The following is a 14684-nucleotide window of genomic DNA, read 5'->3' as shown; positions in this document are numbered from 1 at the left end:
GTGAGCCATCATTCTCCTCAGTTTGCGGCGGCCAGTCGTGCGCTCATGCGCGCCAGGCGAACCGGCAGGCTGCGTGCATCGTCGGCGATGCAATAGTTGCGCCAGCCGAAGATGCGGCGCACATACGCATCGGCCGCGCCATCGACCGCGATGCAGGCGGTGCGCACACCGGCCTCGCGCGCCTCGGCCACGGCCGCGCGGGCGTCTTCGATCAGGTATTGCGCATCGTGCACGTCGATGTCGGAAGGCGCGCCGTCGGTCACCAGCAAGATCGCGCGCTGCCCGGCCGGCTCCGCGCGCAAGTGTGCGGTGGCGTGGCGCAGCGCGGCGCCCATGCGCGTGGAATAGCGCCCGCGCACCGCGCCGATCATGGCGCGCGACGGGGCTTCGAGTGGCTTGCCGAATTCGAGCAGACGGTAGTAATAAACCTCGTCGCGCGTGTTGGATGAAAAGCCGTGGATCGCCAGCCGGTCGGCGCCCTGTCGCGCATTCGAATTCGACGAAGCGGCGAGCAGCAGCGCGGCCTGCTTCTCGATGTCGAGCAGCGAGCGCGCTTGTCCTCCTTGCCCCGCGTCGTTCACCGATTCCGACAGGTCGAGCAGCACCAGCACGCTGGTCGCGCGCGGCGCCTTGCCGGGGCGCATGAACAGGCGCGGGTCGGGCCGCAGCCGCAGGCGGCGGTCGACCAGCACTTCGATGGCGGCGTTGAGGTCGACGTCGTCGCCTTCCCACTGGCGGCGCAGGCGATGGGTGCGGTCGAGGTGGCGCGCGCGCGGCAGGGCGAGCGGGGTCAGGCGCTCATTGCTGGCTGCAGACTGTTCACGCATCGGCGAGAGGCCCTGCCATGCCGGCAGCTTCTCGATCACCGTGCACCAGTCGGGCCGCAGGCGCTCCTGCTTGCGGTCCCATTCGGGGTAGCTGTAGCGGCCCAGTTCGAGTTCGGCGCCACCTTCGGGTGGCGGGCCGCCGTGGTCGTCGCCGGTGGCATCGGCGGGCGGTGGTGGTCGCGCGCCTGACTGCTGCAGCGCGATGGCGTCGTCCGGCGGCGTTTCGGCCTCGCCGAAATCCCACAGGTAGCTGTTGTCGTCGCGCCAGGGCGCAGGCACCGCGTAGTGCTGCGGGTCGAAGCGCACGCGCATCTGGCCGAGGTCGTTGGCCAGGATCGATGCGATGGCGCGGAAGGCGTCGTAATCTTCCAGCCCCGCGGTGGCCGCGGTCTCGTCGAACAGGCGGCGCGCCTTGTTGACCCAGTGGTTGTCGTCCTGCCATGCGGGCAGCATCAGCAGGCGGTCCATGCGCGCGATGAGCGCAGCAAAGCCCAGGTCGGAAGCATCGGGCACCGGCGCGAGCGCTTCGGTGAACCAGCCATGCACGCCGGGGAAATCGCGACACAGCAGATGCTCGACGCGCGCATCTTCGATGGCCGACACCACCGCGATGCCCATGGGCTTGAGCGCGCGCGCCGGTCGCGCGGGCACCGAGTGCCGCAGGTGCGCCACCGCGTGCGCGACCATCGCACGGCGCAGGCGGGCATCGCCGCCTTCGGGCAGCAGCAGCCGCTTCGCTGCAAGCACGGCCCGCGCGGGCCGTGGTGCCGCGTCCGGCGAAGCAGCAGGCGCACGGGCCGGCAACTTCGTCAGCGGCAGCACTTCCACATCGACACCGGCCAGCCCACGCGCGAGCAGGCCCAGCGCCTCGAACGTGAGCGCGTGCCCGTCGCTCATCCGAACTGCGCGGCCACGAAGCCCTGCAGCGCGCTCGCCATGTCGGGGTCGTCGGTGAGCGCGCGGGTCATCGTCATGTCGCAGCTGTCGCGCGGCGACACGCCGTCGCGGATGAGCACGCCCGCATAGATCAGCATGCGCGTCGACACGCCTTCGTCGAGCCCGCGATGCTTCAGCTCGCGCGAGCAGCGCGCAATGGCCACCAGCTTCGCGGCCAGTTCGAGCCCGACCCCGGCCTCGTGCGCGACGATCTCCGCTTCGAGCGTGCTGTCGGGGTAGTCGAACTCCAGCGCCGCGAAGCGCTGCCGCGTCGAAGGCTTCATGTCCTTCGCGCTGCTCTGGTAGCCGGGGTTGTACGACACCACGAGCTGGAAGTCGGGGTGAGCGTGCACCAGCTCGCCCTTCTTGTCGAGCGGCAGGATGCGGCGCGCATCCGTCAGCGGATGGATCACCACCGTGGTGTCCTGCCGCGCCTCCACCACCTCGTCGAGGTAGCAGATGCCGCCGTGGCGCACCGCCAGCGTCAGCGGGCCGTCGTGCCAGGCCGTGCCGTTCGCATCGAGCAGGTAGCGCCCCACGAGGTCCGACGCCGTCATGTCCTCGTTGCACGCCAGCGTGACCAGTGGCCGCCCGAGCGACCATGCCATGTGCTCCACGAAGCGGGTCTTGCCGCACCCGGTCGGCCCCTTGAGGATCAACGGCATGCGGTGGCGGTAGGCCTGCTCGTAGAGCATCACTTCATTGCCGGCGGGCCGGTAGAAGGGCTCGGACTCGATGCGGTAGCTGGCGAGCGGATCGGCTGCGCGGGGGAGGGCGGCGTTCATGGCGTGGCGAGCAGTTCCTTGAGGGCGGTATCGACGAAGCGGGTGTCGACGGGGCTGCTGCCGCCGCCCGCGAAGTGGCCCCACACGCCGGGGATCGGGCGGCACTCGGCGTTCGGCATGTGCGACACCTCCCATTCGTTGTCGGCCACCGGAAAGTACAGGTCGCGCTCGGCGGGCATCACGATCGCGCGCGCCTTGATGGCGCCCAGTGCCTTCTTGAAGTCGCCCTTGAACACCGGGTTGTCGCTGATGTCTCCGTTCTGCCACGACCACAGCATCGCGAGCAGGTTGTTGGCGTCCTTCTTCAGGAAGAAGCCCTCCCAGTAGCCGACCAGGAAGTCTTCGAGCGAGCTGAAGCCCAGCTCGCGCCACAGTTCCTGCATGTAGAAAGGCTGCGACAAACCCCAGCCCGCATACACGCGGCCCACCGCTCGCAAGCCCTTGCTCGGTGGCGTGGCGTACCAGCCGCCGTTCCACGCCGCATCGGCCGTGAGCGCCGCCTTCACGCCTTCGAGAAACACGATGTTGTGCGGCGCCGTCTTCGCCGAGCCGCAGAAGGGCGCGATGCGCCGGACCATGTCCGGGTACAGGCAGCCCCACTGGTTGGTCTGCTGCGCACCCATCGACCAGCCCACCACCAGCGCGATGCGCTCGATGCCGAATTTCTCCGTCACCAGCCGGTGCTGCAGCGTCACGTTGTCGTAGAGCGTGACGTTCGGAAAGCGCGCCAGGTTGTAGGGCTCGGGCGTGTTGCTGGGCGAAGACGAGAGGCCATTGCCCAGCATGTTCGGCACGATGATGAAGTACTTCGCCGGGTCGAGCGCCATGCCCGGGCCGATGAGCCATTCGTTGTCGTAGTGCTGGCCCGAGTACCAGGTCGGGTAGACGATGACGTTGCTCTTGTCGGCGTTGAGCGTGCCGTAGGTCTTGTAGGCGAGCTTTGCGTTGCGCAAGGTCGCGCCCCGCTGCAGCACGACGTCGCCGAGGTCGAAGATCTCGTAGTCCATGGGTTTGCGGGTCCCTCGGCTCAGCGATGCTTCGCGGGTTCGTTCGGAATGCCCTCGATCGGGCATTCGGGCGTGCCGACCGTGCTGCGCGTGAACGACTCCACCATCTCGCGCGTGCCCTCGGGGTCGTTGATCCACTGCGTGTAGAAGTTGTAGGGGCAGGCCGCCACGCCCTTGTCGCCGTCGCCCGAGTTGATGGTGCCGGTGTAGCCGCGGTGCACCAGCTTGAACAGGTGGTTCTGCGACTGGCCGTTCTTGCGCGCATCGCGGATCAGGCTCATCGAGAGCTCGGCGTAGTTGATGCCCATCTCTTCCTCGCCGCATTCGCCGAGCGTACGGCCGTCGAAGCCGATCAGCGCCGAGTGGCCGAAGTACGAGTACACGCCGTCGAAGCCCGCCGCGTTGGCCACCGCCACGTAGGTGTTGTTCATGAAGGCCATGGCCTTCGACACCAGGATCTGCTGCTCCTTGGCCGGGTACATGTAGCCCTGGCAGCGGATGATGAGTTCGGCGCCGCGCATCGCGCAGTCGCGCCAGATCTCGGGGTAGTTGCCGTCGTCGCAGATGATGAGGCTCATCTTCATGCCCTTGGGGCCTTCGCTCACGTAGGTGCAGTCGCCCGGGTACCAGCCCTCGATGGGCACCCACGGCATGATCTTGCGGTACTTCTGGACGATCTCGCCCTTGTTGTTCATGAGGATCAGCGTGTTGTAGGGCGCCTTGTTCGGGTGCTCCTCGTGGCGCTCGCCGGTCAGCGAGAACACGCCCCACACGTTGGCGCGGCGGCAGGCGTCCGCGAAGATCGCGGTCTCTTCGCCGGGCACGGCGGCGGCGGTGTCGTACATCTCCTTCGCGTCGTACATGATCCCGTGCGTCGAATACTCGGGAAAGATCACCAGGTCCATGCCCGGCAGGCCCTTCTTCATGCCGACCAGCATCTCGCCGATCTTGCGGGCGTTGTCCAGCACCTCGGCCTTGGTGTGCAGGCGGGGCATCTTGTAGTTGACGACCGCGACGCCAACGCAATCGTTGCTGCTCGAAATATCACCATGTCTCATGACGCTGCTCCTGATGGGGGTTGAGGAAAAAATGAAAGAGGGGTCACACGGTCAGAAAAGATCGGACCTTGTCCTGGTCGAGCGTCGCGCGCGCTTCGTCGTGCACGAGGCGCCCGCGGTCGATGACGAGAAAGCGGTCGGCCAGGTCGAGCGCGAAGCTCAGCACCTGCTCCGACACCACGATGGCGAAGCCGCGCTCGGCGCGCAGCACGTTCATCGTCTGCGCGATCTCCTTGATGATCGAAGGCTGGATGCCCTCGGTCGGCTCGTCGAGGATCAGCACCTTGGGCTCGGAGATCAGCGCGCGCGCAATCGCCAGCATCTGCTGCTGCCCGCCCGAGAGGTTGCCGGCGCGGCGCTGCTTCATGTCCTTGAGCACCGGGAAGAACTTGTAGAGGTAGTCGGGCACCGTGCGGTGGCCCGACTTCGCGGCACCCGAGAGGATGTTCTGCTCCACCGTGAGAAACGGAAACACCATGCGCCCCTGCGGCACGAAGGCCAGGCCCTTCGCCACGCGCTGGTAGCTCGGCAGCTTCGTGATGTCGGCATCGCCCAGGCGGATGCTGCCGCCGCGCGCGGGCAACAGGCCGATGAGCGACTTCAGCAGCGTGGTCTTGCCCATGCCGTTGCGGCCCATGATGGCCACCGCTTCGTCGGGCGCAACGCGCAGCGACACATCGCGGATGACGTGCGACTCGCCATACGCCACGTTGAGTTCGGAGACTTCGAGCATCTGAATCACTCCTTCGCTCAATGGCCGAGGTACACGTCGATCACGCGCGGGTCGGCCTGCACCTGCGCCGCCGTGCCTTCGCTCAGCACGCGCCCCTGGTGCAGCACCGTCACGCGGTGCGCGATGCGCTTGACGAAGTCCATGTCGTGCTCGATCACCACCACCGACTTGCCCGCCGAGATGCGGCGCAGCAGGTCGCCGGTCTGCTCGCGTTCGCGCGGGCTCATGCCGGCCACGGGTTCGTCGAGCAACAGCAGCTCGGGCTCCTGCATCAGCAACATGCCGATCTCCAGCCACTGCTTCTGCCCGTGGCTGAGTTGCCCGGCGCGATGGCCGAGCCGCTCGGCCAGAAAGACCTGCTCGGCCATAGCGTCGATGCGCTCGCGCAGCGCGGGCGTGCGGCGAAACGTCAGCGACTGCAGCAGGCCGTGCATGCGCGGCAGCGAGATCTCGAAGTTCTCCAGCACCGTGAGGTCTTCGTAGACCGAGGGCGTCTGGAACTTGCGGCCCACGCCGGCGCGCACGATCTCGTACTCGTTCAGGCGCCCCAGGTCCTGGCCGTTGAACAGCACGCGGCCCGCGCTCGGCCGGGTCTTGCCGCAGATCATGTCCAGCAGCGTGGTCTTGCCCGCGCCGTTCGGGCCGATGATCACGCGCAGCTCGTTGCGCGCGACCGAGAGGCTCAGGCCGTCCACGGCCTTGAAGCCGTCGAAGGACACGGTAAGGTCTTCGACGCGCAGGATCTGTTCGCTCGAATGCGAGAAGCCGGTGGCCGCCTGCGGCATGCCGCTGTTGGGCATGGTCATCGCCGTGTTCATGGCGTTGCCTCCGCGCCATCGCGTCGCGAACGGCGCAGCAGCTTGTCGCCCAGGCCCGCGAGCCCGTTCGGCATGGCCCACACCACGAGGATGAACACCGCGCCCAGGAAGTACAGCCAGCCTTCGGGAAAGGTCTCCGACAGGTACGACTTGAGAAAACCGATGAGCAGCGCGCCGATCACCGCGCCCGGGATCGACAGTCGTCCGCCGACCGCCGCGTAAATGACCATCTCCACCGAGGCCACCACGCCGATCACACCCGGTGCGATCAGCCCCACCTGCAGGCTGTAGAACGCGCCGCCGATGGACGACAAGACTGCCGCCACCGCGAACACGAAGGCCTTCATGTGTGCCGTGTTGTAGCCGCTGAAGCGCACGCGGTCTTCGCGGTCGCGGATGGCGATCAGGATCTTGCCGAAGCGGCTGCGCACGATCACGAGCGACACCGCCATCACCAGCGCGACGGCCAGCACCTCGATGAAGTACATGACGCGCTTGGCATCGTCGCCCGCGATGTCCCAGCCCAGCAGCGTGCGGAAATCGGTGATGCCGTTGGCACCGCCGGTGTCGCCCTGCTGGCCGACCACCACCACGGTGAGCGTGAGCGCCAGCGACAGCGTGACGATGGCAAAGTACACGCCGCTCACGCGCCGCTTGAAGATCGCGTATGAGAAGACATACGCCAGCACCGCCGGAATCGCGAGGATGCCCACCACGGTCCAGCCCAGCGAGTGGAAGGGCACCCACCACGAAGGCAGCTGGTCGACGCTGCTCCACACCATGAAGTCGGGCAGCTCGGGCGCCGAGGCCTCGAGCTTGAGGAACATCGCCATCATGTAGCCGCCCAGGCCGAAGAACATGCCTTGGCCCAGGCTGAGCACGCCGCCGTAGCCCCAGGTGAGCACCACGCCGATCGCGACGAACGCGAAGGCCAGGTACTTGCTCACGAGGTTCAGGCGGAACGGGTCGAGCGTGAGTGGCAGCACCACGGCCAGCAGCAACAGCACGGCCACCATGCCGGCGAGGTCGCTCCTGCGTTGGGGAGAAAGCTTCTTCATGCCCATGCCGTCAGCTCCTCGAGCGCGTCGCGAACAGCCCGTTGGGCCGGAAGTACAGCACCGCGATCACCAGCAGCAATATCGTGGCCTTGGCCATCGAGCCGCTCATGAGGTATTCGAGCCAGGTCTGCGACTGCGCGATGGCAAAGCCCGAAAGGGCCGTGCCGATCAGGCTCTGCACGCCGCCGAACACCACCACGATGAACGAGTCGACGATGTAGAGCTGGCCCGTGCCGGGGTTGGTCGAGCCGATCATCGTGAACACCGCGCCCGCGATGCCCGCAAGCCCGGAGCCCAGCGCGAAGGTCATCGCATCGACGCGGTGCGTGTCGATGCCCACCGCGCCGGCAATGGCGCGGTTCTGCGTCACCGCGCGCACCTTGAGCCCCCACGGTGTGCGGTACAGCAACAGGTACACGCCGATGGCGACGATGGCCGTCAGCCCCACGATGAAGATGCGCGTGAGCGGCAGCTGGATGCCCGGCGTCGGCTCCCACGCCCCCGCGAGCCACGAGGCCAGCGGCACGCTCACCTCCTGCGCGCCGAAGATCGAGCGGTAGGCCTGCTGCAGCATGAGGCTCAGGCCCCAGGTGGCGAGCAGGGTGTCCAGCGGCCGGTCGTAGAAGAAGCGGATGAAGCCGCGCTCCAGCACATAGCCGAATGCGAAGGTCACGCCGAACGCGAACGGAATCGCGGCGAACAGGTACAGGCCCATCCAGCCCGGCGCGAAGTACTCGAAGAAGCGCGCCGCCAGGTAGGTCATGTAGGCGCCTAGCGCCATCAGCTCGCCGTGCGCCATGTTGATGACGCCCATCAGGCCGAAGACGATGGCCAGCCCGATGGCCATCAGCAGCAGGATGGTGAACAGGCTCACGCCGTTGAAGACCTGCATCACCGCGATGTCGAAATTCATGTCGGCGCCCGGCTCAGACCTTGGGGAAGGGGTTGGGCTCGACCAGCTGCGGCGATTCCCAGACGATGTCGAATTGGCCGTCGGGCCGCGCGCGGCCCACGCGCACCTTCTTCCACACGTGGTGGTTGGTGGCGTGCACGCGCACCGTGCCTTCGGGCGCCTCGATCTCCACGCCGGCCGCGGCGGCCGTGACCTTGTCGACGTCGAATGACTTGGCCTTCTCGACCGCCAGCTTCCACAGGTACACGCAGTTGTAGGCCACCTCCATCGGATCGCCGATCACGCGGTCCTGCCCGTACTTGGCCTTGAAGGCCTTCACGAACTTCTCGTTGGCCGGCGACTTGATGCTCTGGAAGTAGCCCATGCAGGCGTAGTAGCCGGCGGCGTTGTCCTTGCCGATGCCTTCGATCTCGTTCTCCGACACCACGGTCGACAGCAGCACCTGCTTGGCGCCGTCGAGACCCGCCGCGCGCAGCTGCTTGTAGAGCGCCACGTTGGAGCCGCCCACCACCGTGCTGTAGATGCAGTCGGGCTTGGCTGCCTTGATCTTGTTGATGATCGAAGAGAACTCGGTGTGGCCCAGCGGCGCGTATTCCTCGCCCACCACCTTGCCGCCGGCCTTGGCGATGGCCGGCTTGGCGATCTTGTTGCAGGTGCGCGGATAGATGTAGTCGGAGCCCACCAGGAAGAAGCTCTTGCCCTTCTCGCGCGCCATCCATTCGACCGCCGCGATCACCGACTGCGTGGCCTCCTGCGAGGGATAGAACACGCGCTTGTCCTGCTCCTGGCCTTCGTAGTAGGTGGGGTAGAACAGCAGGCCCTTGGCCTGCGCGAGCACCGGCAGCAGCGCCTTGCGCGAGGCCGAGGTGTAGCAGCCGATGATGGCCGCGACCTTGTCGCGCTCCAGCAGCTTGCGCGCCTTCTCGGCGAACACCGGGTTCTCGCTGGCGCCGTCTTCGACCACGGCCTCGATCTTCTTGCCCATCACGCCGCCGGCGGCGTTGATCTCTTCGATGGCGAGCTTTTCGGCATCGACCAGCGAGGCCTCGGCGATGGCGATGGTGCCCGAGAGCGAATGCAGCAGGCCGAGCTTCACGGTATTGCCATCCTGCGCGGCGGCCAGACGGGCCACGCTGCCCGCGGCGCCCAGCACGATCATCGAGCCGCCGGTCTTCACGATCTGGCGGCGGTTGAAGGGGTTCGTCATGTCAAATTCCTTTGCTTTGTGTTTGTGCGAGTCATCAGGAACATCCGACCTTCGAAGCCGTGCTTTGGGTGTCTCCTCCCGCCGCGCGGCTCCTGCAAACGAACGCTGCGTTGCCAGTGCTTTTTCTTCGGGCAAAGCGCCGCCCCCGGATGACGCGCATCCGTTTTGAAAAGGCTTCGTTGCGACCGAAAAAACAAAAAAGCCCGAACCGGTGTTGAAACCGATTCGGGCTTTATTGCCCGACGCCTCGCTGGCAGCACTGGCAGCGGGTGTCGTATGACTGGTAACGATTGCTCGTTGGGGCGGATTCTTCTCAACTCACCCCGGCGTGAACATACGCTTTTTCGCTAATTGGCGAAAGCGCGGGGCGTGTGTTATTCGCGCGCAATGTCTCCGGTGGATGCGATCAACGAGTGGTCAGAGCGCGTCAGCGAGGGCGTGCGAAGTCCGCTTCGATCCAGGCCGTGGCGCTGGACGCCGTGAGCCTGAAGGCGGGCGAGACATTGACGCTGGCCAGCTCCGCATCGTCTTCGTCGTCGTGCGCGCTGAGCGTGGCCGAGGGGTTGTCCTCGTCGGGCACGATGGACAGCGACACGCGGATGCGCCGGTCGTCGCGCGCGGTGACGGTCACGCTCTTGTTGAGCGAGGCGTGCAGTTGCTGCTCGTGGCGGCGGATGACTTCGGCGGCGGTCTTCACCAGCGTCGAGAAGGCGGGGCCGTCGAGCGGCTTGGGGTTCTTCTTGTCGCGGCCCATCGTCCAGGGGCCGACGAGCGCGGGCTCGGGGTCGCCCAGGCGGGTCATCTCCACGGCCCAGCCGTCGTCTTCTTCGTTCTTGATGACGCGGGCGGTCCAGAGGTCGTCGCGCCAGAGGCGGGGTTCCTGAAGGGGGAGGTTGTTGTCTGCTGAGTCTGTCATTCGGGTGCTGTGGTTCGTGCGCGGGCTATTTTCCCCTGTGGCTTGCCCGCCTCGGCCGCGCCCACGTACTGTTGCAATCCTTCGACCAGCGCGTCGAAGGCCACGCGGCAGCGCGGGCTGTTGCGCAGGTCTTCATGCATCGTGATCCAGGTCTCCAGCTTCATCGAGAAGGTGCGCGGCACGAGGCGCACCAGCGTGTCGCTGCGCCGGGCCAGCCCGACCTGGCAGATGCCGATGCCCGCACCGACGCGGAGCAGCGCCAGTTGCGCCAGGTCGCTGTCGGTGCGCACCGAAAAGGTGTCGCGGCCGAAGCCCTTGAATGCCTTGCCCGCATTGCGCACGAAGGCCGAAGGCTGGTCGTAGCCGATCACCGCATGACCCGAGAGCTCTTCGAGCTTGCGCGGCGTGCCATGGCGCGCGAGGTAGTCGCGGTGCGCATGCAGGCCGAGTTCGATCTGCCCGATGCGGCGCGCCACCAGCTGCTCCTGCCTGGGGCGCACCATGCGCACGGCGATGTCGGCCTCGCGCCGCAGCAGGTCTTGCACGCGGTTGGTCGCCACCAGCTCGACCTTCAGCGCCGGATGCGCCTCGCGCAGCCGCGCGACGATGGGCGGCAGCACCTCGACGCTGATCACTTCGCTGGCCGACACCCGCACCACGCCGCGCACGCCTTCGCCCTGGCTGGTGGCCGCGCGCGCCAGCGACGCGGCGGTGCTTTCCATGGCCTCGGCGTGGGTGCGCAGCGCCAGCGCGACGTCGGTGGGCAGCAGCCCGACCTGCGAGCGCGTGAAGAGCACCACGCCCAGCGCTTCTTCGAGCGCGGCCACATGGCGCCCGGCCGTGGGCTGCGTGATGCCCAGCGCGCGCGCCGCGCCTGAAAGAGAACCCTCGCGCAGCACGCTGAGAAAGGAGCGGTACAGCTCCCAGCCGATGTCTGGAGTCATGCATAAATGTATAGCTGCTGGCTCATGTTCGGCAATTCCAATCCAACCCGTCCGCTTCCAGAATTCACCCATCGACAACTGTTCTGGAGCATTTCATGGCACGCAACGACACGGTTCTGGTTCTGGGCGCCACGGGTGGCATCGGCGGCGAGGTGGCTCGCCAGCTGTGCGATGCGGGCTGGCAGGTGCGGGGTCTCCAGCGCGGCGCGGCCGAAGGCAAGCGGGACGGCATCACCTGGTTCGCCGGCGACGCGATGGACGCGCAGGCCGTGCGGCGGGCCGCGAAGGGCTGCTCGGTCATCGTGCATGCGGTCAACCCGCCCGGCTACCGGGGCTGGGCGCAGTTGGTGCTGCCGATGCTCGACAACACCATTGCCGCTGCCAAGGCCGAAGGCGCGACCATCGTGCTGCCGGGCACGGTCTACAACTTCGGGCCCGATGCCTTGCCGCTGCTGAAGGAAGATTCGCCGCAGCACCCGGTGACGCGCAAGGGCGCGATCCGGGTCGAGATGGAAAAACGCCTCGAAGACGCCAGCCGTGAAGGCGCGGTCCGCGTGCTGATCGTGCGGGCCGGCGACTTCTTCGGCCCGAAGCCGGGCAACAACTGGTTCTCGCAGGGGCTGCTGAAGGTGGGGCAACCGGTCAAGGCCGTGAGCTACCCGGGCCGGCCCGACACGGGCCACCAGTGGTCGTACCTGCCGGACGTGGCCCGCACCATGGTCGAGCTGCTGGCGCGCCGCGACAGGCTGGAGCCCTTCGCGCGCTTCCACATGGCCGGCCATTGGGATGCCGACGGCACGCGCATGAGCGGTGCGATCCGCAAGGTGGTGGTGCGCCGCACGGGCGCACAGGCGCCGCGCGTGTCGGCCTTTCCGTGGTGGTTGGTGACGCTGGCCTCGCCCTTCGTCACCACCTTCCGCGAAATGCGCGAGATGCGCTACCTGTGGAACACGCCGGTGCAGATGGACAACGCGAAGCTGGTGGCCTTCCTCGGTCGCGAGCCGCACACGCCGCTCGAAGAGGCAGTGGAAGCCGCGCTCGACGGCATGGGCAGCCTTGGCGCCGCGCCCCTAGCCGTGGCGGCTTGAACGCTCAGAACACCGACAGGCCCGTGCGCGCGACGAACAGCTCGAGCGCCTTCATGCCCAGCAGCGAATTGCCGGTCGTATCGAGGGCCGGCGACCACACGCACAGTGTGAGCTTGTCGGGCACCACGGCCACGATGCCGCCGCCCACGCCGCTCTTGCAGGGCAGGCCGATCGAGAAGGCCACGTCGCCGGCCGCGTCGTAGGTGCCGCAGGTCAGCATCAGCGAGTTGATGCGCCGGGTCTGTCGCTCGCCGGTGATCTCGGGCTCGCCGTCGATGGGGTGCGCGCCATCGCGGCACAGGAAGGCGGCGGCGCGTGCGAGCTGGCGGCAGCTCATGCGCAGCGCGCACTGGTGGAAGTAGACGTCGAGCACCGTGGCGACGTCGTTGTCGAGCTTGCCGAAGCTCTTCATGAAGTTGGCCAGCGCGAAGTTGCGAAAGCCGGTGTCGGCCTCCGATTGGGCCACTTCGTCGTCGAAGCCGATGGGCTCGCCGCACAGGCTGCGCATCAGCGCGAGGATGTCGGCCTTGGCGCTGCCGCCGGTGGCCAGTGCCTGGCTCACGAGTCGGTCGGCCACCGCGATGGCACCGGCATTGATGAAGGGGTTGCGCGGCTTGCCCTGTTCGTTCTCGAGCTGCACCAGCGAGTTGAACGGATTGCCCGAGGGCTCGCGCCCGATGCGCTCCCACAGCGCGTCGCCCACGTGCTGCATCGCAAGCGTGAGCGTGAAGAGCTTCGAGACGCTCTGGATCGAGAAGGGCGTTTCGAAATCTCCCGCGCCGGCTTCTTCGCCGTTGCAGGTGCGCAGCGCAATGCCGAACTGCCGCGCATCGACGCGCGCCAGCGCCGGGATGTAGCTGGCCACGGTGCCGCCCTGGCCGAGTTGCGGGCGCAGGGTGGCGACGATCTCGTCGAGGATGGGCTGGAATTTCATGGCGGGGGTCATGCGGTGCACCACTCGATGAGTCACGCGGCGCGTTGTGCGTTCGGGCGCCGGTTCACCAGCACGATGCCCAGCGCCACGCCGATCAGCGCCACGATCAGTTGCGCCGTGAGCGGCTCCTTGAGCAGCACCACGCCGAACACCAGTGCGAACAGCGGCGTGAGAAAGGTGAACGACGACATCTGCGTGGCCGGGTAGTGCCGCAGCAGCCACATCCAGGTGAGGTAGCTCGCGAAGGCGCCGATCACCGTCTGCAGGCCGATCGAAGTCCAGGCCCAGGTCGAGTACGCAAAGTTCCAGTGCTCGCCTAGCACCAGCGACAGCACGGGGCACACGGCCGCTGTCACCGCCACTTGGTAGAACAGCGTCTTCTCGGCGCTGGCCGTGGCCAGCTTCGTGGTGCGCAAGGTCAGCGTGGTCAGGCCCCAGAGCATGCCGGCCGCCAGGCCCATCGCATCGCCGATCAATTGCGACGAACTCATGTGGCCGAAGCCTTCGCTGAAGGCCAGCACCACGCCCGCGAAGGCGATGAACAGGCCCAGCCATTGAAAGCCGCGCAGGCGCTCGGCCGGCACCCAGCGCGGCAGCAGCAGCGACACCCAGAAGGGCGCGGTGTACAGGAACACCGTGAGCCGCGAGGCGCTGGTGTTCTGCAGGCCCAGGTAGATGCCGGCGAACTCGCCCGAGAACAGCAGGCCCGCGAGCAGGCCGGGCCACAGCGTGCCGTCGCGCTCGAAGAGCGGCACGCGGCGCCACACGCACCACAGCCACAGCAACACCGTCGCGCCGACCATGCGGATCGAGGCCTTCCACAGCGGCGGCACTTCGGTCACGGTGGTCTTGATGAGGATCTGCTGGAGGCCCCAGAACGCGCAACAGGCGATGAGCAGGCCGATGGCGAGGGAGTCGAGGTGTGTCTTGCGCTGGATCATTCGTCTGGTTGTTGTTGTCGTCGTGGGCCTATCTGTCGGCCAGTGGGTACGGCGGCTTGCCGCGGGTGCCGACCATGAGGTCGGGCACCACCGCCTCGACGTCGGGCAGGGCACGCGCGGCGTGTTCGAGCTTCTTGGCCAGTGCGGCGTTGGGCACGCAGCCCTGCAGGTAGACCCAGCGGCGCTGCACCATCACCCACACGCTGCTGCCGCGCACGCCCGGCACGGCCTGCAGCGCGGCGCGCACCTTGGGCGCGAGCGGCTTGTCGTAGCGGTAGGCATTGCTGTCGGTGCATTTGCCGGCGAGCCAGCAACTGGTGCCGCGCTCCAGCCGCGAGTGGATCTGGATGCGCCGCTCTTCGGCGGTATAGAAAGGCCCCTCGGGCATCGGGCATGCGGGCAGGCCCGATGACACCGGAAAGAACGGGTCGTCGAACCAGTTCTGCTTGAGCGGCCCTGCCGCTTCCTGCGCCATGGCGGTCTGCGCGGCAAGCAGCAGGACGGACATGAGCGCAGCGT

At 67.3% G+C, this 14684-nt stretch carries 15 protein-coding genes; 1 reads left to right on the top strand and 14 read right to left on the bottom strand.

Features of this window, described 5'->3' with window-relative positions:
- Window positions 1-17: 17 nt before the first annotated feature.
- The 11 genes from BLQ28_RS17250 to BLQ28_RS17200 all read right to left on the bottom strand — a co-directional run bounded on the left by BLQ28_RS17250 (window position 18) and on the right by BLQ28_RS17200 (window position 11202).
- Complete coding sequence (locus tag BLQ28_RS17250) at window positions 18-1724, bottom strand: nitric oxide reductase activation protein NorD (protein WP_093241903.1); 1707 nt, start codon at window positions 1722-1724, stop codon at window positions 18-20.
- Entirely contained in the window at window positions 1721-2548 is an 828-nt protein-coding gene (locus BLQ28_RS17245) for a CbbQ/NirQ/NorQ/GpvN family protein (protein WP_093241901.1), read from the bottom strand. Before BLQ28_RS17245 ends, BLQ28_RS17250 begins: the two co-directional genes overlap by 4 nt.
- The gene (locus BLQ28_RS17240; RefSeq protein WP_093241898.1) at window positions 2545-3555 is read right to left on the bottom strand and encodes an alpha/beta fold hydrolase; all 1011 of its coding nucleotides are present in this window, start codon (window positions 3553-3555) and stop codon (window positions 2545-2547) included. The genes BLQ28_RS17245 and BLQ28_RS17240 overlap by 4 nt, the downstream gene beginning before the upstream one ends.
- A 20-nt stretch (window positions 3556-3575) precedes the next feature.
- The gene (locus tag BLQ28_RS17235) at window positions 3576-4613 is read right to left on the bottom strand and encodes an aliphatic amidase (RefSeq protein ID WP_093241896.1); all 1038 of its coding nucleotides are present in this window, start codon (window positions 4611-4613) and stop codon (window positions 3576-3578) included.
- Between the two features lie 43 nt (window positions 4614-4656).
- On the bottom strand, window positions 4657-5346 hold the full coding sequence (gene urtE, locus BLQ28_RS17230; protein ID WP_093241894.1) for an urea ABC transporter ATP-binding subunit UrtE: 690 nt from the start codon (window positions 5344-5346) through the stop codon (window positions 4657-4659).
- Between the two features lie 17 nt (window positions 5347-5363).
- Entirely contained in the window at window positions 5364-6131 is a 768-nt protein-coding gene (gene urtD, locus BLQ28_RS17225; RefSeq protein ID WP_093243376.1) for an urea ABC transporter ATP-binding protein UrtD, read from the bottom strand.
- 29 nt (window positions 6132-6160) lie between these two features.
- Complete coding sequence (gene urtC / locus BLQ28_RS17220; protein ID WP_256327342.1) at window positions 6161-7228, bottom strand: urea ABC transporter permease subunit UrtC; 1068 nt, start codon at window positions 7226-7228, stop codon at window positions 6161-6163.
- 4 nt (window positions 7229-7232) lie between these two features.
- Window positions 7233-8135 (bottom strand): urea ABC transporter permease subunit UrtB, encoded by a 903-nt coding sequence (urtB, locus tag BLQ28_RS17215; RefSeq protein ID WP_093241891.1) that lies wholly within the window; start codon window positions 8133-8135, stop codon window positions 7233-7235.
- Between the two features lie 13 nt (window positions 8136-8148).
- The gene (urtA, locus tag BLQ28_RS17210) at window positions 8149-9342 is read right to left on the bottom strand and encodes an urea ABC transporter substrate-binding protein (RefSeq protein WP_093241889.1); all 1194 of its coding nucleotides are present in this window, start codon (window positions 9340-9342) and stop codon (window positions 8149-8151) included.
- A gap of 427 nt (window positions 9343-9769) precedes the next feature.
- The gene (locus BLQ28_RS17205) at window positions 9770-10258 is read right to left on the bottom strand and encodes a hypothetical protein (protein ID WP_093241886.1); all 489 of its coding nucleotides are present in this window, start codon (window positions 10256-10258) and stop codon (window positions 9770-9772) included.
- Window positions 10255-11202, bottom strand: a complete 948-nt coding sequence (locus BLQ28_RS17200) for a LysR family transcriptional regulator (protein ID WP_093241883.1) — start codon at window positions 11200-11202, stop codon at window positions 10255-10257. Before BLQ28_RS17200 ends, BLQ28_RS17205 begins: the two co-directional genes overlap by 4 nt.
- 95 nt (window positions 11203-11297) lie before the next feature.
- Between BLQ28_RS17200 and BLQ28_RS17195 the strand changes: the two genes are divergently transcribed.
- Complete coding sequence (locus tag BLQ28_RS17195) at window positions 11298-12290, top strand: NAD-dependent epimerase/dehydratase family protein (protein ID WP_093241881.1); 993 nt, start codon at window positions 11298-11300, stop codon at window positions 12288-12290.
- A 4-nt stretch (window positions 12291-12294) separates the two neighbouring features.
- Here the strand turns inward: BLQ28_RS17195 and BLQ28_RS17190 are convergent, their stop codons facing one another.
- Genes BLQ28_RS17190 through BLQ28_RS17180 form a run of 3 tightly spaced genes read right to left on the bottom strand, consistent with a single transcriptional unit; the run spans window position 12295 to window position 14673 of the window.
- Entirely contained in the window at window positions 12295-13224 is a 930-nt protein-coding gene (locus BLQ28_RS17190; protein ID WP_093241878.1) for a glutaminase, read from the bottom strand.
- A 32-nt stretch (window positions 13225-13256) separates the two neighbouring features.
- Window positions 13257-14165 (bottom strand): DMT family transporter, encoded by a 909-nt coding sequence (locus BLQ28_RS17185; protein ID WP_093241876.1) that lies wholly within the window; start codon window positions 14163-14165, stop codon window positions 13257-13259.
- Between the two features lie 28 nt (window positions 14166-14193).
- A complete protein-coding gene (locus BLQ28_RS17180; protein ID WP_093243374.1) occupies window positions 14194-14673 on the bottom strand; it encodes a BON domain-containing protein in 480 nt (159 codons plus the stop codon).
- Window positions 14674-14684: the final 11 nt, after the last annotated feature.

Source organism: Variovorax sp. EL159 (assembly GCF_900100965.1).
GTDB lineage: Bacteria > Pseudomonadota > Gammaproteobacteria > Burkholderiales > Burkholderiaceae_C > Variovorax.
The sequence above is the reverse complement of the archived record's forward strand: the minus strand, read 5'-3'. Positions and strand labels throughout refer to the sequence as shown.